Source organism: Tritonibacter scottomollicae (assembly GCF_032924845.1).
In the GTDB taxonomy this organism is placed as follows: domain Bacteria; phylum Pseudomonadota; class Alphaproteobacteria; order Rhodobacterales; family Rhodobacteraceae; genus Epibacterium; species Epibacterium scottomollicae.
The window spans coordinates 4,061,822-4,080,460 of the sequence record NZ_CP136704.1 but is presented as its reverse complement, the minus strand read 5'-3'; the positions used below and the strand labels follow the sequence as shown (position 1 = coordinate 4,080,460).

Below are 18,639 nucleotides of genomic sequence, written 5' to 3'. Positions count from 1 at the left end.
GCGCAGTGAACTCCCCTAGCGTGATGGCAGCATCTACCAAGGGAGGAACGAGGATGTCTTTGAGGAGCGCACTTTGTGCGGCCACTGCGTTGTCGCTGGGGACAGCCGGCGCGGGCTTTGCAGAAACCATCACCATCGCAACCGTGAATAACGGCGACATGATACGAATGCAGGGCTACTCGGACCACTTCACCGAAGCGACCGGTATCGAGGTCGAATGGGTGACACTGGAAGAGAACGTGCTGCGCCAGCGCGTGACCACCGACATCACCACCAAGGGTGGCCAGTTCGACATCATGACCATCGGCATGTACGAGACGCCGATCTGGGGCAACAACGGCTGGCTGGTGCCGCTGGATGACCTCTCCGAGGCCTATGACATCAACGACATCCTGCCCGCGATGCGCAATGGCCTGTCTCATGACGGCACGCTGTATGCCGCGCCGTTCTATGGCGAAAGCTCGATGATCATGTACCGCACCGACCTGATGGAACAGGCCGGTCTGGACATGCCGGAGGCCCCGACATGGGAGTTCATCCGAGACGCGGCCGTCGCGATGACCGACCGCGAGAAGGAAATCAACGGCATCTGCCTGCGCGGCAAGGCTGGCTGGGGTGAAGGCGGCGCGTTCATCACCACGACCGCGAACTCCTTTGGCGCGCGCTGGTTCGACGAGAACTGGACGGCACAATTCGACCAGCCGGAATGGAAAGAAGCACTGGGCTTCTTTGTCGACCTGATGGAAGACGCAGGCCCTCCGGGCTATTCGACCAACGGGTTCAACGAAAACCTGTCGCTGTTCCAGCAGGGCAAATGCGGCATGTGGATCGACGCGACCGTGGCAGCATCCTTTGTCACCAACCCGGAGGAATCCACCGTAGCGGACAAGGTCGGCTTCGCCCTGGCGCCAAACCACGACGGTGTCGAGAAGCGCGCCAACTGGCTCTGGGCCTGGGCGCTCGGCATTCCTGCCGGCACCAACAACGAGGCCGCTGCCAAGCAATTCATCGAATGGGCCACCTCCAAGGAATACATCGAACTGGTCGCGGCCAATGAAGGCTGGGCCAATGTGCCTCCGGGCGCCCGGACCTCTCTCTACGAGACGCCGGAATATCAGGACGTGCCCTTCGCCGACATGACCTTGAAATCCATCGAGGCGGCCGATCCGACCAATCCAACGGTCGACCCGGTCCCCTATGTTGGCATTCAGTTCGTGGCTATCCCGGAGTTCGCAGGCATCGCGACGCAGGTCAGCCAGGAGTTCTCGGCAGTCTACGCCGGTCAACAGACCGTGGATGAGGCGCTTGAAAAAGCGCAGGCCTTCACATCCGAGGAAATGGAAGCCGCAGGCTACTGACGCCCCTCCTCCCCTGGGCCGGAGATCGCGCGCATTGCGGTCTTCGGCCTCTTTTTTCCAACATCGTATTCGTGACGGCGCTGTCCGTCCACTGATGAGGCCCTCCATGGCAACCCAGCACTCCCGCTCTGCCGCGCGCATCATGATGGCCCCGGCCGTCATCTTGCTCCTCGGCTGGATGCTCGTACCGCTGACGATGACCGTGATCTTTTCCTTCAAGAAATACCTGCCCCTGCGCGGCGGCGATCTTGGGTGGGTCGGGTTCGACAATTACGTCCGCTTTGTATCTTCCTCCACATTCTGGCCCAGCGTACAGGCCACGCTTGTCATCGTCGGCGGTGTCCTGGCCATAACTGTGGTCTTTGGCGTGCTGCTGGCACTCTTGCTGGACCAGCCGATGTGGGGTCAGGGTGTGGTCCGCATCCTGGTCATCGCACCGTTCTTCGTGATGCCGACGGTGTCCGCATTGGTCTGGAAGAACATCTTCATGGACCCGGTGAACGGCCTGTTTGCCCATCTGTGGAAATTCTTTGGCGCCGAGCCGATCTCCTGGCTCTCCGAAGCCTCGATGCCGTCGATCATCCTGATCGTCAGCTGGCAATGGCTGCCGTTTGCCACATTGATCCTGCTGACCGCGATGCAGTCCCTGGACAGCGAACAGCTGGAAGCCGCCGAAATGGATGGTGCAAGCCCCCTCGCCCGTTTCGGTTACATCGTGCTGCCGCATCTGGGCCGGGCGATCACCGTCGTGGTGCTGATCCAGACGATCTTTCTGCTGTCGATTTTCGCGGAGATCTTCGTGACCACCCAAGGCGCTTTTGGCACTCGGACGCTCACCTACCTGATCTTTCAGCGCGTTCTGGAAAGCCAGAACATCGGCCTCGGATCCGCCGGCGGTGTCTACGCCATCATCCTTGCCAATATCGTTGCCGCATTCCTGATGCGCATCGTTGGCAAGAACCTCGATACGTAAGGGAGGACCTGCGACATGGCACGCTCCGTGACCCCGCAACGCAAGGCGATCAACACCATCGCCGCCTGGGCCGTCGGTCTGGTGATCTTCTTTCCGATCCTCTGGACCATCCTGACCTCCTTCAAGACCGAGGCGCAGGCGATCAATGACCCGCCCTTGTTCCTGTTCTTCGACTGGACGCTGGAAAACTATGCCGTTGTGCAGGAACGCTCCAACTACATGCGGTTCCTGTGGAATTCGATCATCATCGCCGGCGGCTCCACCGTTCTTGGCATCATCATCGCGGTCCCGGCCGCCTGGTCGATGGCCTTTGTGCCCTCGAAACGGACCAAGGACATCCTGCTGTGGATGCTCTCCACCAAGATGCTTCCTGCCGTGGGCGTGCTCTATCCGATCTACCTGATCTTCATCCGGATGGGATTGCTAGACAGCCGCGCCGGACTGGTGATCGTGCTGATGCTGATCAACCTGCCGATCATCGTCTGGATGCTCTACACCTATTTCAAGGAGATCCCCGGCGAAATTCTGGAGGCCGCCCGCATGGATGGTGCCAGCCTGAAAGAGGAAATCCTCTATGTGCTGACGCCGATGGCCATTCCTGGCATCGCCTCCACCTTGCTCTTGAACATCATCCTCGCCTGGAACGAGGCCTTCTGGACCCTGAACCTGACCGCAGCCCAGGCGGCGCCGCTGACGGCCTTCATCGCCAGCTACTCCAGCCCCGAGGGCCTGTTCTACGCAAAACTCAGCGCGGCCTCCACCATGGCCATCGCGCCGATCCTGATCCTCGGCTGGTTCAGCCAGAAACAACTTGTGCGCGGCCTCACCTTCGGCGCTGTGAAATAAGGACGACGACTTATGGGACGTATTACACTCGACAAGGTGACCAAAAGCTTTGGTGCAACAGAGGTCATCCCGCCGCTGGACCTGACCATCGAGGACGGCGAATTCACCGTCTTTGTCGGCCCCTCGGGCTGTGGCAAATCCACCCTCCTGCGACTGATCGCGGGGCTGGAGGATGTCTCCTCCGGCCAGATCCGCATCGACGGCAATGACGCCACCATGGTGCCGCCGGCCAAACGCGGGCTGGCGATGGTGTTCCAATCCTACGCGCTCTACCCGCATATGTCGGTACGCAAGAACATCGCCTTCCCGATGCGGATGGCCAACATGCCGCAAGAGGAACAGGACCGCCGCATCGACGCCGCCGCCAAGGCGCTGAACCTCACCGACTATCTGGACCGCAAACCCGGGCAGCTCTCGGGCGGGCAGCGGCAGCGGGTCGCCATCGGCCGCGCCATCGTGCGCGAACCCTCGGCCTTCCTGTTTGACGAGCCGCTGTCGAACCTTGATGCGGCCCTGCGCGTCGGCATGCGGATGGAGATCTCCGAACTGCACAAGAAGCTTGCAACCACAATGGTTTACGTGACCCACGACCAGGTCGAGGCGATGACCATGGCCGACAAGATCGTGGTGCTGCGTGCGGGCCATATCGAGCAGGTCGGCAGCCCGCTCGACCTCTATCGCGCGCCGCGCAACTTGTTTGTCGCGGGCTTCATCGGCTCGCCCAAGATGAACTTCATCGAGGGCGAAGAGGCCGCGAAGTATGACTGTCACACCATCGGCGTTCGCCCGGAACATATTGCCATCAGCGGCAGCGAGGGGGCCTGGTCCGGTGTGGTCGGCGTCTCCGAACATCTGGGCTCCGACACCTTCTTCCACATCCACGAAACCGGCCTTGCGGAGACCATCACCGTGCGCGCCGACGGCGAAGTGGGATTCAAGCATGGCGACCGGGTGTATCTGACCCCGCGCACCGACATGCTGCACCGATTTGACACCAAGGGCTTGAGGATCGACGCATGAGACTGAGCGGAAAAACAGCGCTGATCACCGGCGCCGCGCGTGGCATCGGATGCAGCTTTGCCGAGGCTTACGTGCGTGAGGGCGCGCGCGTGGCCATTGCCGACATCGACATCGTGCGCGCCCGCCAGACCGCGGCGGAAATCGGCGACGGCGCCGTCGCGGTGGAGATGGACGTCACCCGGCAGGAGAGCATCGACAGCGCGGTGACCCAGACGGTGGAGGCGCTGGGGCGCATCGACATCCTGGTGAACAACGCCGCGATCTTCACCGCCGCGCCGATCATCGAAATCAACCGCGCGGACTACACTCGCGCCTTCGAGATCAATGTGGCGGGCACTCTCTTCACCCTGCAGGCGGTGGCCAAGCACATGGTCGAACGCGGCGGCGGTGGCAAGATCATCAACATGGCCAGCCAAGCGGGACGGCGCGGCGAAGCGCTTGTCGGGGTCTACTGCGCCTCCAAGGCGGCCATCATCAGCCTGACGCAATCGGCGGGGCTGAACCTGATCGCCCATGGCATCAACGTCAACGCCATCGCCCCCGGCGTGGTGGACGGCGAACATTGGGACGGGGTGGATGCCTTCTTTGCCAAATACGAGAACAAGGCCCCGGGTCAGAAGAAACGCGAAGTCGGCGAGGCAGTGCCCTATGGCCGCATGGGCACGGCGGCGGATCTGACCGGCATGGCCATCTTCCTCGCCAGCGCAGAGGCCGACTACGTGGTCGCCCAGACCTACAATGTCGACGGCGGAAACTGGATGAGCTGATGACTGCCCTGCCCCTCTCGAACGCGACCCTTGGCCAGCTGCCCGAGGAGATCGCCCGCCCGACCTATGACCGCTCCGCGCTGACCCCCGGCATTGTCCACATCGGCCTTGGCAATTTCCACCGCGCCCATCAATCTTGGTATCTGCACCGTCTGATGCAACAGGGACTGGCGCAGGACTGGGCCATCGTCGGCGCCGGCGTGCGCCCTTATGATGCCGCCATGCGCGACCGTCTGCTGGCGCAGGATTGCCTGACCACGCTGATCGAACTGTCGCCAGACAGCGCCCGCGCTGAGGTTGTCGGTGCGATGGTCGACTACCTGCCGATCGAGGCTGACAATGGCGCGCTGATCGCCGCGCTGAGCCGACCCGAGATCCGGATTGTCGCCCTGACCGTGACCGAAGGCGGCTATTATCAGGATGCGGTCAGCGGTGGCTTTGCCGCCGATCACCCCGACATGCAGCACGACATCCTGCACCCGGCCAGCCCCCGCACCGCTTTTGGCGCGATCGCCGCAGCCCTTGCGCATCGTCGCGCCGCCGGGCATGGGCCGATCACTGTGCAAAGCTGCGACAACCTGCAGGGCAATGGCACGATCACCCGGCAGACCGTGCTGGGTCTGGCCCGGGCCACTGACGCCGCTCTGGCGGACTGGATCGACGCGCAGTGCAGCTTTCCCAACTCGATGGTGGATTGCATCGTGCCCGCCACCGGCCCGGCCGAGATCGCCCGCGCCGCAAGCCTCGGCATCGCCGACAGCGCGCCGGTCACCCATGAGCCCTATCGCCAATGGGTGACTGAGGATGACTTCTGCGCCGGTCGCCCCGATTGGGACAAGGTTGGCGCAATCTTCACCGATGCGGTGCATGAGTATGAGACCATGAAAATCCGCATCCTGAATGCGGGCCATCAGGTCATCGCCAACGCCGGGGAGCTGTTGTCCTGCGCCACCATTGCCGACTGCATGCAAGACGCCGATATCTCCGCCCTGTTCCACAAGGTGCAGACCGAGGAGATCGCCCCCTATGTGAAGGCGGTGCCGGGGATCGCACCTGCGCAGTATGTCTCCTTGATCGCTGAACGCTTTTCCAACCCGGCGATCCGTGACACCACCCGCCGCGTCGCCTTTGACGGCTCCTCGCGTCACACCGGGTTCATCCTGCCGATCCTACGGGAAGCGCTGTCGGCGGGCGGGTCCGTCGATGGCCTTGCACTGGTAGAGGCGCTCTGGGCGCGTATGTGCGCTGGCACGCGCGAGGACGGCAGCGCCATCGAAGCCAATGATCCACGTTGGGATGAACTGGCCATTATCGCACGCGCTGCACAAGACGATCCGCGCAGCTGGCTCGTACAAACCGGCTTTTATGGTAGCGTTTCGACAGAGCCGCGATTTGTTGAGCGGTTCGACGTTTGGTTGCGCATGATCTGGACCCAAGGCGCCCGCGCCGCCTTGCAGAGCTATGGTCACCCGTAGCGCCAAGCGCCGCAGGTGATTGTTCGCACTGGATTGTTCGCGCCATTTTTTTCGCACTGGCGGGTAGACGAGATGTCCCGCTGGTGCGCATGGGGCTGCGCGCCGATATCGCTCAAATCGCGCGCCCCCGCACAGGTTCACAAAACTCTCGCGGTATCGACCGTCTATTCCAGCGCCATCGGAGCGGTATCGCCGCTGTCCTCCAGATGCCAGATCGCGCTCCATTTTCCGTCTGTTCGGCACAATTCCAAATAGTTCCGCTCAGCGACATAGCGGTGTTTTTGTCCCGGCAGCGGATGGATGCGGATCGGGTGCCCGGGCACCGGCGCATCGCCCAGCCCCGCAAGCGCCCCCAGACTGCGTGCGTAGCTTTGCGGCGGGGCGCGATGCGCAATGCCGGACGCCACGAGCTGGTTTATGCGCGTCTCACCGGTGCCCATTTCGGCACGGGTGGCCAGATGGATTTCCCCGGACAGCACCGTGACCGGGGCGGTTTCGCGCCACTTCAAAACCTGCTTCAGCATCCGGGCCCATTCGGCCCGGTGGGCACGGCTCTGCCACTGATCGCGCAAGTCATCTTCGTATTTCTGCATGGTCGGGATCACGAGCATGAACCGCTCCACCAGTGACAACCGTGGCCCAAGAAGCGGCGTGCTGGAGATCAGGAAAGTGTGCGTCTCGCCCGGCTGCACCGCCTCTGTCGCAGACCAGCCATAGGCGCCCATGACCTGCCGACGTCCCCGCTCCGCCCGCAGATCCGGTGCAAAGAACTGCACCCCGGGCAAGGCCCGCTGCCAGGACAAAGATGTGCCGGTCTTGTCGAGGAAGAGGTCGGGAATATCCGCCTCAACTGCCGCATGCTGGAACAGCAAATACATCTCGCGCGCGACGCGGAACAGACATTGCCCCACCTCCGAATGGGTCTTGCGACGATAGAGCGAGCCCCAGCCATCGCAGATATCGTGGTCGTCCCAGATCGCCAGCGTCGGCACGCGGGCCATGATCCACGCCGGCGCGTCCCCGAACAAGGCCTGCACGTAACGCTCGGCGAACCGCTGGCGCAGGTGGTCTGCCAGATCCTCCAGCTCTTCTGCAGTGCTGGGGCGGTGCACTTTTTCAGGCCAGTCCTCGCTCAGTGGATGCCCCTGCGTGGCTTCATCGGCGTAGATCTGGTCTCCGCCTTGCAACAGCAATGCAAAGGGCGCGCGACGGTGCTCATTGCACATATGCGTCCACATCTTGTTGCGCTCTTCCTGATCGCGATCCAGATCACCTTCTTCCTCGCCATTGCAGGAGGCAAAAGCGATCCGTATGTCGCCGGTCAGTTCTGTCTGCACCTCATAGGTCTCATCGCCCAGCCGGTAACCGCCTGCTGCTTGCGACAGGTGAAAATCAAAGCGCCAGATCGCATTGCGGCCAACCTCGCGCAGCAGTTGCGGCTCATATGTGTCATCGCCCGCGTAGAGCAGGTCTGGGGTCTCACCGATGGGCAAGAGAACCATGGCCGCCAGCTTCAGCCGGTCCCCCTCAAGCCCGCGATAGTAGAGAATGGGCCCAAGCCGCGCCGCGCTAAATTCTGAAGTCATATGCCCCTCATACTGCAATCATGCGCCCATCAGGCTCGGTCAGACATAGGCAGTTCATCAGGCTGATATAACCCACGGAGGTTCGACAGGTCGTAAATCTATCGTTTATCCCCAAGGGTTCCATCTACCGGATGCGCATCGCTCCAATAGGAACGTCCCCACATGCCACGACAGAGCGTCATCTGCGCGTTCTGGTCGAGATCTCAACTCTGCTATGCCGGTTTTGTTCACCGCTTTCCTGCGTCATCCGCTGTGTTCGAACAGGCGCACAGCGTCGTCGCATTCGCAGGTGTCAGACCACATCGACCCGAAGCGGTGGAAATGGCGCGCATGTCAGCTCCATCACATCACCGCGCGCAACCGGGCCGACACCAGACGGCGTGCCGGTCAGGATCACATCACCGGCGGCCAGCGTGTAATAGCGGGACAAATGCGCGATCATCTCCGGAACCTTCCAGATCATCTGGTTGAGATCTCCCTGCTGGCGCGTCTCGCCATTCACCGTCAGGGTCAGCGCCCCTGCATCGGGATGGCCGACCTCGGCCACGGGGCACAGGGGCCCCACAGGCGCGGCGGCTTCAAAGGATTTGCCGATCTCCCACGGGCGCCCTGCCTTCTTGGCCACGCCCTGCAGGTCCCGGCGGGTCATGTCCAGCGCCAGACCATAGCCCCAGACATGCGCCAGCGCATCGGCCTCGGCGATATCGCTGCCACCCGTCCCGAGTGCCACCAATAGCTCAGCCTCGTGGTGCACATCGCTGCTCATCACGGGATAGGGAAAGCGGCCGGAGGCATCGAGGCTATCCGGTGTTTTCTGGAAGAAGAACGGCGGCTCGCGATCCGGGTCATGGCCCATTTCCACCGCATGCGCCGCGTAGTTGCGACCAATGCAATAGACCCGCCGCACCGGAAACAGGGCCGCACTGCCCTGCACCGGAAGGCTGGCCTGTGGCGGCGGGGCAATGACATAATCATTCATGGCGCGATCCTCTCACTTGTTGTTGCTCAAGGTGATAGCCGCTCTGCCGCCCCACGCCAAGCTCAGCCGGAAAGATGCCTCAAGCCAAGTTGAGCCCGGCGGTCACGTGGGCTGCCGCCGAACTGCGCGCGGTAGGATTTGGCAAAATGCGCCTGGCTGATAAATCCCGTCGCCAGCGCCACCTCGCCAACCGGCAGTCGGGTCTGGCGCAGCAGCTCGTCGGCCTTCTCCAGCCGTCGGATCATGTAGTGCCGCATCAGGGGTTGGCCGATATCATCACCAAACTGCCGCTGCAGGCTGCGCGGGCTGAGCCCGGTAAGCTGCGCCAGCTGCTCCATCGACAGGGGATCGGCCAGATGGGCCTCCATCAGCGCCAGCGCCGCCGCCACGGCGCGGTGCAGCCCGTCCGGCACGGCCCCGTCCGAGCGCTGCGGCGCATCCGCGTCGCGAATGCCGGTGTGGATGTACCAATCGCTTACCTGTGTTGCGAGCTGCGCCCCATGGTCCGAGCGGATCAGCGCATGCATCAGGTCAAGTGGCGCCACCCCACCGGCGCAGGTGTAGCGGTCCCGGTCGATCACAAAGAGACGCCGCTCCATCAGGAAGTCGTCTGACCGCGCACGCAGGGCGTCAAAATGCTCCCAATGCACGGTGAAGCGGCGGTTCTGCATCACTCCCGCCTGCGCCAAAACCGCTGCCCCGCCGGAGATCCCGCCCAGCGGCACGCCTTCGGCGCTCAGACGCCTGAGCCAGCCCAGCACCGCCCGGTCCTCAAACGCAAAGGGGTTGCCCCCCGCAATCACGAAGACCAAATCCGGCATCGGTCCGACCGCGATCAGATCGGTTTCGAAAATGGCCCCGCAGGAGGCCCGCACCGGCCCACCATCGCGGGACAGGAAGCGCAGATCATAGAGATCCGCGCCGCTGAGCAGGTTTGCCGCCCGCAATGGCTCTACCGCCGAGGCTGCCGACATCAGGGCGAATCCTTCGACCAAGAAGAACCCGTAGCGCCGTGTCTCTGTCTGCGTTTCTGCCTGCATCACAACTCACCGTCCAAAATGGGACAAAATTAGACCATATCAGAAAAGTCAAGCCTGCCGCCGCTGCTACACTCTCGCGAAACGACCTGGAGAAAGACATGCGTTATTCCGCGCTTCGCATCGCCTGGGAGGCCCTGACCGGCCACAAGGGCTGGACCCAAGCCTGGCGCGACCCGGATCCGCAGCCCGCCTATGACTACGTGATCATCGGTGGCGGCGGCCATGGGCTTGCGACCGCCCACTACCTGGCGAAAGTCTACGGCAAGGCCCGTATCGCAGTGCTGGAAAAGGGCTGGATCGGCGGCGGCAACGTGGGGCGCAACACCACCATCGTGCGTTCGAACTACCTGCTGCCGGGCAATGAGCCGTTCTACGAGTTCTCGCTGAAACTCTGGGAGGGGCTGGAGCAGGACCTGAACTACAACGCCATGGTCAGCCAGCGCGGCATCATGAACCTGATCCACAGCGACGCCCAGCGCGATGCCTTTCGCCGCCGTGGCAATGCGATGATCCTGCAAGGATCCGATGCCGAACTGCTGACCACCGACCAGGTCCGCAAGGAAGCGCCGTTCCTCAACTTTGACAACGCGCGCTTCCCGATCAAGGGCGCGCTGGTGCATCGGCGCGGCGGCACTGTGCGTCATGATGCGGTGGCCTGGGGCTATGCCCGCTCCGCCGACCAGCATGGCGTCGACATCATCCAAAACTGCGAGGTCACCGGATTTTGCATCGAAGAGGGCCGGATCAAGGGGGTCGAGACCTCGCGCGGCTATATCGGCGCGGGCAAGGTCGGCGTCGCAGTGGCAGGAAATTCGTCACGCGTGATGGCCAAGGCCGGTATGCGCCTGCCGATCGAGAGCCACGTGCTGCAGGCCTTTGTCTCCGAAGGGCTGAAACCAGTGCTGCCCGGCGTCATCACCTTTGGCGCCGGACATTTTTACGTCAGCCAGTCCGACAAGGGCGGTCTGGTCTTTGGCGGCGACATCGACGGCTACAACTCCTACGCCCAGCGCGGCAACCTGCCGGTGGTCGAGGACGTCGCCGAGGGCGGCATGGCGTTGATGCCGATGCTGGGCCGCGCGCGCCTCTTGCGCATGTGGGGCGGTATCATGGACATGTCGATGGACGGCTCCCCCTTCATCGACCGCACCCATATCGACGGGCTCTTTTTCAACGGCGGCTGGTGCTACGGGGGGTTCAAGGCGACGCCCGCATCCGGCTATGCCTTTGCCCATCTTCTCGCCACCGATCAGCCGCATGAGACCGCGCAAGCCTATCGGCTCGACCGTTTCCTGAACGGTCACATGATCGATGAAAAGGGTGTAGGCGCGCAGCCGAACCTGCACTGACCCTTCCCGCGACACCGACACAACGGACCCGCCCTCATGATCATTCCCCATCCGCTCCTCGGCCCCCGCGACGCGCAGGAGTTCACCTATCTCGGCGATGCCAGCCTGCTGGACCGCCCTGACCCCGGCACCGCGACGGCGGCAGAGGACTTCCACGCCTATGCCTATCTGCGCGACAACCCGGCAGGTCAGCACCAGGAGCTGTGGTTCCACGAACAGGGCGACCGCTCCTGGCTGGTCGTCACCCGCGACACCACCACGCATGAGATCCTGAACGCCGAACTGGCGCGCGACGTTGTGCTTGCCAGCCGGGCCGCCGCAGACAAGGGAGCCGACGCATGAGCCAGCAGAACCGCCTCTCCGGGGGGCAAATCGACCGCAGCCGGACGCTGGATTTCACCTTTGATGGCAAGAGCTACAAAGGCCACCCCGGCGACACGCTGGCCTCGGCCCTTTTGGCCAATGGCGTGCGCCTGATGGGCCGCAGTTTCAAGTATCACCGCCCGCGCGGGGTGATCTCAGCAGGTTCCGAAGAACCCAACGCACTGGTGGAGCTGCGCACCGGCGCGCGGCAGGAACCCAACACCCGCGCCACCGTGGCGGAGCTCTATGACGGTCTCAGCGCGCAGAGCCAGAACCGCTGGCCCTCGCTCGCCTTTGATGCGCTGGGGGTGAACGATCTGTTCTCCAGTGTCCTGACGGCGGGGTTCTACTACAAGACCTTCATGTGGCCACGCGCCTTCTGGGAAAAGGTCTACGAGCCCATCATCCGCCGCGCCGCCGGCCTCGGCTCGCTATCGATGCAGGCCGATCCGGATACCTATGACAAAGGCTTCCTGCATTGCGACCTCCTGGTGATCGGCGCCGGTCCCGCCGGCCTAGCCGCCGCCCTGACGGCTGCGCGCAGCGGCGCGCGGGTGATCCTCGCCGATGAGGATTTCACCTTGGGTGGCCGCCTCAACGCCGAGGTCGAGGAGATCGACGGTCAGTCCGGCGCAGATTGGGCGGCACAGGCCGGTGCAGAGCTACAGAGCCTCGCAAACGTGCGCCTGATGCGCCGCACCACCGTTCTGGGTGCCTTTGATCACGGGGTTTACGGCGCGCTTGAACGCAATGCCGATCACCTTGCCGCACCCACCGGCGAGATGCCGCGCCAGACGCTGTGGCGGATCTACGCCCGTCAGAGCGTCCTCTGTGCGGGCGCCACCGAGCGCCAGATCGCCTTTCAGAACAACGACCGCCCCGGCGTTATGATGGCGGGAGCCCTGCGCGCCTATGCCAACCGCTGGGCGGTGGCGGCGGGGCAGCGCGTTGCGGTCTTCACCAACAGTGACAACGGTCACCGCACGGCACGCGATCTCGCCGCGCTGGGAGTGGATGTTGTCGGCGTGGTCGACAGCCGACCCAGCGCCCCCGCCCTTGGCGACTACCCTCTCTTCACGGGCGCACAGGTCATCAACACCACCGGCAAATTGGGCCTCACCGGCGTCACCCTGCGGCGCGCCGATGGTGGCACCGAACATCTGAGCTGCGCCGCGCTCGGTGTCTCCGGCGGCTGGAACCCCAATGTCTCGCTCACCTGTCACCAGCGCGGCCGCCCGGTCTGGGACGATCATATCGCCAGCTTTGTCCCCGGCGAGAGCCTGCCGCAGGGCATGCATGTTGCCGGTGCGGCCGCGGGCAGGTTCTCCACCGCCGCCGCGCTCAAATCCGGCATCGACAGCGCCGTGGCCGCCCTCGACACGCTTGGCCTCAGCGCAACGCCGCTGCTCTGCCCCAAAGCAGAGGATGGCGCCTATGACCTCGCGCCGCTGTGGTATGTCGCCGAAGGCAAGGGGCGCAAATGGCTCGACCTGCAGAATGACGTCACCGTCAAGGACGTGAAGCTCGCCCATCAGGAGGGGTTTCGCTCCGTCGAACACCTCAAGCGCTACACCACCCTTGGCATGGCCACCGATCAGGGCAAGACCTCCAACCTCGGCGGGCTTGCGGTGATGGCGGAGATGACCGGTCAGAGCATCCGTGAGACCGGCACCACCATCTTCCGTCCCCCCTACACCCCCGTCGCCATGGGCGCGCTGGCCGGACGCTCGGCGGGCAAGGACTTCAAACCGACCCGCCGCACGCCATCGCATGACTGGGCCGAGGAACAGGGTGCGATCTTCGTCGAGGCCGGTCTGTGGCTCCGGGCGCAGTATTTCCCCCGCACCGGCGAGAGCCACTGGCGCCAGACCGTCGATCGCGAAGTCCTTGCTGTGCGCAGCTCCGTCGGAGTTTGCGACGTCACCACGCTGGGCAAGATCGACGTGCAGGGCAAGGACGCTGCAGCGTTCCTCAACCTGATCTACGCCAACGGATTTGCGAAACTGCCGGTGGGCAAATGCCGCTATGGTCTGATGCTGCGCGAGGATGGCATTGCCAAGGACGATGGCACCGCCGCGCGGCTGGCCGAGGATCACTTCGTGGTCACCACCACCACCGCCAATGCCGGGCCGGTCTATCGCCACATGGAATTCGTGCGCCAGTGCCTGTGCCCGGAAATGGACGTGCAGCTGATCTCCACCACCGACGCCTGGGCGCAATACGCGGTGGCAGGGCCAAACGCCCGCAAACTGCTGCAGAAACTCGTCGACCCAGAGCATGACATCTCCAATGCCGCCTTTCCCTTCATGGGCTGCGGCGAGATCACCATCTGCAGTGGGCTGCGCGCGCGGCTGTTCCGGATCTCCTTCTCCGGTGAGCTGGCCTATGAGATCGCGGTGCCCACACGCTATGGCGACGCGCTGATGCGCGAACTGATGACACAGGGCGCAGAGTTCGACGTCACCCCCTATGGCACCGAGGCGCTTGGGGTCTTGCGGATCGAGAAGGGCCACGCCACCGCCAATGAACTCAACGGCCAGACCTCCGCCGATCACCTTGGCATGGGCCGCATGGTCTCCACGAAGAAGGACTCAATCGGCGCTGTGCTGTCGCGGCGCGAGGGGTTGAATGCCCCGGACGGGCTGCGGTTGGTGGGGTTCGAAGCGCTCGACGGCAACGATCTGCCCGCTGGCAGCCATCTTTATGCCAAGGCCGCTACCCCCACCGACGCCAGCGAGGGCTGGCTGTCATCCGCCGCCTACTCGCCGCATCTGGGCAAATCCATCGCGCTTGGCTTTCTTGCCCGTGGGCAGGACCGGCTGGGCGAGACCGTGACCGTGGCCAACCCGCTGCAAGGCCAGTCTTTCACCGCCCGTGTGGTCAGCCCCCATTTCATCGATCCCGAAGGAGAGCGTCTGCGTGCCTGATCCCAGCCCCACACCACGCCTGTCCGCCCGCACGGCGTTCGGCGCCACCACAGCCCGCCTCGACAGCCTCGGCCCCTGGACGCTGACAGAGCGCCCGGACCGCGCCCTGGCCTCCGTTGCCGCGCGCGCCGCAGACCCGCAACAGGTCGCCGACAGGCTCGCATCACGCGTCGGCGGCGCCATCGCACTCGGGCAGCTGGCGCAGGGCGAAGACCACGACATCTTTGGCACTGCACAAAACCAGTGGTTCGTGATGGCGGACCACACACAGCAGGAAGACCTCGCCCGCCAGCTCAAGACGGAGCTGGGAGACATGGCCTCCGTGACGGAGCAAAATGACGGCTGGGTTGTCTTCAACCTGAGCGGGGCCGGCGTCTGCCGGGTGCTGGAGCGGCTGGTGATGGCGGACCTTGCGCAGATGCCGGACGACAGCGCCCAGCGCCTGCTGCTGGAGCATATGAATGTTGTCCTGCTGTGTCGGCAGCACGACCAGTCCTACGACATTCTTGTCGCCCGCTCCTTTGCACTGTCGCTGCATCACGCCGTGACCACCGCAATGAGGAGCGCGGCGGTGCTTGCCACGCCCAGCTGAACGGCGCATTGCACCGACGGATCCCCAAGAGCACTCTTCGCCGGGGACACCTGGGCCCTGCGCCCCAGAGATACCCTCTGCTGGCGCGGGGCCGTTCTTCGGACAAACCCGCGCGCTGTTCAGCATGCAACGCAAACACTCTTTTCAGGCCTGAAATTCGGATCAGACAAAGATATGCGCGACCATGCCTCCGTGGTCACCCGAAGATACCCGCGACCTTGAGAGTATTGCTGCGGGTCGCCTTGTTCGGGTCCCTTCGTCGAACAGCGAGAGCAAAAAATTCGCACAAAAAACACGCAACCTAACCTGATATGCCCCATTCAGCGTAAAACACATGGTCGGGACGTTTGCCTCAGGTTGCTGACGACCTAGGATCAAGAAATGGCACAGTCTTTCAACGAGGCACACCATGATCCAGTTACTCGTGTTCAGCGATCTCGACGGCACTTTGCTGGACCATGACACTTATGATTATACACCCGCGCTTCCGGCCATCGCGGACATAAAGGCACGCGGCGGGCTTCTAATCCTCGCCAGCTCAAAAACTGCCGCAGAAATGCTGCCGTTGCATCAGGCGCTTGGTCTGGAGGACACGCCGATGATCGTGGAGAACGGGGCAGCCTGCCTATCGCCTGCGTACATCGGCTCAAAGGATGCAGACTACCGCGCCATCCGTGAGGTTTTGCGCAGCTTGGGCGCGCCCTTTCGCGGCTTTGGCGACATGAGCGTGTCAGAGGTGAGCGCCGAGACGGGGCTGAGCATGGTCGATGCTGCCCGCGCCAAGACCCGCCAGTTTAGCGAACCCGGCGTGTGGCAAGGCGACGCCCATCAAAGCGCAGGCTTTCTTGCCGCCCTCGCGCGTCAAGGCATCACTGCGCGTCGGGGCGGGCGCTTCCTGACACTCTCGTTCGGCGCGACCAAGGCAGACCAGATGCAGCAGTTGTGCCGATCCTATGCACCCAGTTATTCCGTCGCGCTTGGCGATGCCCCCAATGATATTGAAATGATCGCCACCGCTGACCGCGGCGTCGTGGTGCGCAATGACCATAGCCCGGATCTGCCCGGTCTGGCGAATTACCCTCACATCCTGCGCACCACTCTTGCCGGGCCCACCGGCTGGAACGACGCGATGTTGCAGATACTCGACGAATTGAACTTCACTCAAAAAGGAGCCGCCGCGCATGGCTGATTTCCACCAAAACGGCAATATCGCCCAATTTCACGATCTACGTTGCCGTCCGGTGGAAGAACTAGAATACGAGCTTTCGACTTTTGCCCAGACTCGCAAGATCTCACTCATCCTGCCCTGTCTCTATTCCGAACTCGAAGGCCCGGCCCTGCGCCATATCCTCGATGAGCTGGCGAAAGTCCCCTACCTGCATCACATCGTTATCGGCCTCGATCGCGCCACCGAGGAGGAATATCGCCACGCGCGTCAGTATTTCGCCTCCCTGCCCCAGAGCCACCGCGTAATCTGGAACGACAGCCCGCGGATGCGGGCATTGGGGGACCGGCTGGCGGAACAGGGCCTCGCGCCGCCGGAACCCGGCAAGGGCAAGAACGTCTGGTCCTGCATCGGCTATCTGCTGGCCCAGGCCGAAAGCTCGGTTGTGGCGATCCATGATTGCGACATCACCACCTATTCCAAGGACATGCTGGCCCGGCTGGTCTACCCGGTGGCGCATCCGGCGTTTTCCTATCAGCTGTCAAAGGGGTTCTATGCCCGCGTCGGCAATGGCAAGCTGAATGGCCGGGTCTCCCGCTTACTGGTCTCGCCGCTGCTGATCGCCCTGAAACGCACCATCGGGGATCGCGATTACATCGACTACCTGCGCAGCTTTCGCTATCCGTTGTCCGGCGAAATGGCCCTGCGCATGCCCTTGCTCCCGGACCTGCGCATCCCCTCGGACTGGGGGCTGGAGATCGGCGTGCTGTCGGAGGCTTGGCGCAACCTCGGGCGAAAGGCGGTCTGCCAGGTGGAGATCGCCGACAATTACGACCACAAGCATCAGAGCCTCAGCCCCGAGGACGCCAGTGCCGGCCTCAACCGCATGTCCACCGACATCTGCAAGGCCATCTTCCGCAAGCTGGCCGCCGATGGCACCGTATTCACGCCAAATGTCTTCCGCACCCTGAAAGCGACCTATTATCGCTCCGCGCTGGATCTGCTGGAAGCCTATTCCCACGACGCCATCATGAACGGGCTGGAGATGGACCGCCACGGCGAGGAGAAGATGATCGAGATGTTCGCCAACAATATCATGACGGCGGGGCAGGTCTTTCTCGAGAACCCGCATGAAACACCCTTCATCCCCAACTGGAACCGCATCCACTCGGCCAATCCGAGCTTTCTGGGCGATCTGAAGGCAGCAGCCCTGGCCGATGACGCGGATTACGCCCCGGTATAATCCGGGGTGATGCGGGGCGTAGCGCGCTTAGATGCCAAAGGCCGGGTGATAGGCGACGACGCCCTCCGGCACGTCACCCTGCAAGGCAAGCGCCATAAAATAGCTCGCGGGCAAACCGGGCAACACCAAGCCCCTGTGGCAGGCAAAGCCGAAGCGCGCGTAAAATGCAGGCTCGCCCAACAGCACGATCCCCCGGTCGCCGCGTCCCGTAAGCCGCGCCATCCCCTCATGGATGAGCGCGGAGCCGATCCCCTGTCCCTGTCTTGTCGGCAGAATTGATATCGGCCCCAACCCCAGCCAGCCCAGATCGCGCCCATCAATGGTCACCGGCGAGAAGGCCACATGGCCCACGACCGCGCCCGCCTCCTCCGCCACGAGCGAGAGGGTCAATGCGCCTGCGGCCCGCAATCCCGCAACAATGCCCGGCTCGCTGCCGTCACTATGGGGATGTCCAGCAAACGCCGCCTCCGTCACCACATGAATTGCATCCGCATCCTTGGCCTGTTCGTCTCGAATGATCAAACCGATCCTCCTTTCATGTTTTCCAACTCAAAATAATCCGGGGAGCGCGAGGGGTTCCCCCTCGCACCCGCCCTCTTGGTCATCGATTGTCAGCCTGTGAACGCACTGATCGACGCCCCTTTTCGGAAATCTGATAGGGGCTGGACATCCGGCTTTCGACCAGCCGTTTGCGCTTCAGCCGACGAAAAATCTCCAGCGTGCAGTTGCTGAGGATCAACCCGTCGCGGGTCACGCAGGTCACCTCGGTGACCCGTCCGTTTGGCGCGCGCTCATAGAGAATACGCCCGCCCTGCGCCAGCGCGTGCAGCACGCGCTGTTCGTGTTTCGAGATGTTCATTGAAGTCTGCCTGTGATTGAACCACGTCAAAACCGCCACGCGCGCGCAGAGGCGCCGCGCGTTTCGCGGGTGCGACAGGTTCCGGGAATACCGAAAC

Annotated in this window: 17 protein-coding genes; 12 read left to right on the top strand and 5 right to left on the bottom strand. The window is 63.3% G+C overall.

Going from position 1 to position 18,639, the window contains the following annotated elements; translation table 11 throughout:
- Positions 1–53: 53 nt before the first annotated feature.
- From R1T40_RS20160 to R1T40_RS20135, 6 genes are all read left to right on the top strand, one after another.
- Positions 54–1,358: an ABC transporter substrate-binding protein gene (locus R1T40_RS20160; RefSeq protein WP_317385418.1), complete on the top strand. Its 1,305-nt coding sequence runs from the start codon at positions 54–56 to the stop codon at positions 1,356–1,358.
- 106 nt (positions 1,359–1,464) lie between these two features.
- Entirely contained in the window at positions 1,465–2,331 is an 867-nt protein-coding gene (locus R1T40_RS20155; RefSeq protein WP_106163820.1) for a carbohydrate ABC transporter permease, read from the top strand.
- A 15-nt stretch (positions 2,332–2,346) separates the two neighbouring features.
- A complete protein-coding gene (locus R1T40_RS20150; protein WP_106163821.1) occupies positions 2,347–3,177 on the top strand; it encodes a carbohydrate ABC transporter permease in 831 nt (276 codons plus the stop codon).
- A gap of 12 nt (positions 3,178–3,189) precedes the next feature.
- Positions 3,190–4,197, top strand: coding sequence for an ABC transporter ATP-binding protein (locus R1T40_RS20145; RefSeq protein ID WP_317385417.1), 1,008 nt, complete (start codon positions 3,190–3,192; stop codon positions 4,195–4,197).
- Entirely contained in the window at positions 4,194–4,964 is a 771-nt protein-coding gene (locus R1T40_RS20140; RefSeq protein WP_317385416.1) for an L-iditol 2-dehydrogenase, read from the top strand. The genes R1T40_RS20145 and R1T40_RS20140 overlap by 4 nt, the downstream gene beginning before the upstream one ends.
- Positions 4,964–6,439 (top strand): mannitol dehydrogenase family protein, encoded by a 1,476-nt coding sequence (locus tag R1T40_RS20135; RefSeq protein ID WP_317385415.1) that lies wholly within the window; start codon positions 4,964–4,966, stop codon positions 6,437–6,439. The genes R1T40_RS20140 and R1T40_RS20135 overlap by 1 nt, the downstream gene beginning before the upstream one ends.
- A gap of 164 nt (positions 6,440–6,603) precedes the next feature.
- Here R1T40_RS20135 and R1T40_RS20130 read toward each other — a convergent pair whose 3' ends face one another.
- From R1T40_RS20130 to R1T40_RS20120, 3 genes are all read right to left on the bottom strand, one after another.
- On the bottom strand, positions 6,604–8,025 hold the full coding sequence (locus tag R1T40_RS20130) for an alkaline phosphatase D family protein (RefSeq protein WP_317385414.1): 1,422 nt from the start codon (positions 8,023–8,025) through the stop codon (positions 6,604–6,606).
- A gap of 292 nt (positions 8,026–8,317) precedes the next feature.
- Positions 8,318–9,004: a fumarylacetoacetate hydrolase family protein gene (locus tag R1T40_RS20125; RefSeq protein WP_317385413.1), complete on the bottom strand. Its 687-nt coding sequence runs from the start codon at positions 9,002–9,004 to the stop codon at positions 8,318–8,320.
- A gap of 62 nt (positions 9,005–9,066) precedes the next feature.
- The gene (locus R1T40_RS20120; protein WP_317385412.1) at positions 9,067–10,044 is read right to left on the bottom strand and encodes a GlxA family transcriptional regulator; all 978 of its coding nucleotides are present in this window, start codon (positions 10,042–10,044) and stop codon (positions 9,067–9,069) included.
- A gap of 98 nt (positions 10,045–10,142) precedes the next feature.
- Here R1T40_RS20120 and R1T40_RS20115 point away from each other — a divergent pair, with 98 nt between their 5' ends.
- The 6 genes from R1T40_RS20115 (at position 10,143) to R1T40_RS20090 (ending at position 17,683) form a co-directional block, all read left to right on the top strand.
- Positions 10,143–11,393, top strand: a complete 1,251-nt coding sequence (locus tag R1T40_RS20115) for a sarcosine oxidase subunit beta family protein (RefSeq protein ID WP_317385411.1) — start codon at positions 10,143–10,145, stop codon at positions 11,391–11,393.
- A gap of 36 nt (positions 11,394–11,429) precedes the next feature.
- Complete coding sequence (locus R1T40_RS20110) at positions 11,430–11,735, top strand: sarcosine oxidase subunit delta (RefSeq protein WP_317385410.1); 306 nt, start codon at positions 11,430–11,432, stop codon at positions 11,733–11,735.
- Positions 11,732–14,683 (top strand): sarcosine oxidase subunit alpha family protein, encoded by a 2,952-nt coding sequence (locus R1T40_RS20105; RefSeq protein WP_317385409.1) that lies wholly within the window; start codon positions 11,732–11,734, stop codon positions 14,681–14,683. Before R1T40_RS20110 ends, R1T40_RS20105 begins: the two co-directional genes overlap by 4 nt.
- The gene (locus tag R1T40_RS20100; protein WP_317385408.1) at positions 14,676–15,275 is read left to right on the top strand and encodes a sarcosine oxidase subunit gamma; all 600 of its coding nucleotides are present in this window, start codon (positions 14,676–14,678) and stop codon (positions 15,273–15,275) included. The genes R1T40_RS20105 and R1T40_RS20100 overlap by 8 nt, the downstream gene beginning before the upstream one ends.
- A gap of 409 nt (positions 15,276–15,684) precedes the next feature.
- A complete protein-coding gene (locus R1T40_RS20095; protein WP_106163831.1) occupies positions 15,685–16,464 on the top strand; it encodes an HAD-IIB family hydrolase in 780 nt (259 codons plus the stop codon).
- Positions 16,457–17,683 (top strand): glycosyltransferase family protein, encoded by a 1,227-nt coding sequence (locus R1T40_RS20090; RefSeq protein ID WP_106163832.1) that lies wholly within the window; start codon positions 16,457–16,459, stop codon positions 17,681–17,683. The genes R1T40_RS20095 and R1T40_RS20090 overlap by 8 nt, the downstream gene beginning before the upstream one ends.
- Positions 17,684–17,710: 27 nt before the next feature.
- Here R1T40_RS20090 and R1T40_RS20085 read toward each other — a convergent pair whose 3' ends face one another.
- Both R1T40_RS20085 and R1T40_RS20080 read right to left on the bottom strand, forming a co-directional pair.
- Positions 17,711–18,205 (bottom strand): GNAT family N-acetyltransferase, encoded by a 495-nt coding sequence (locus tag R1T40_RS20085; protein ID WP_317385407.1) that lies wholly within the window; start codon positions 18,203–18,205, stop codon positions 17,711–17,713.
- Between the two features lie 79 nt (positions 18,206–18,284).
- A complete protein-coding gene (locus tag R1T40_RS20080; RefSeq protein ID WP_106163834.1) occupies positions 18,285–18,542 on the bottom strand; it encodes a YjhX family toxin in 258 nt (85 codons plus the stop codon).
- Between the last annotated feature and the right edge of the window lie 97 nt (positions 18,543–18,639).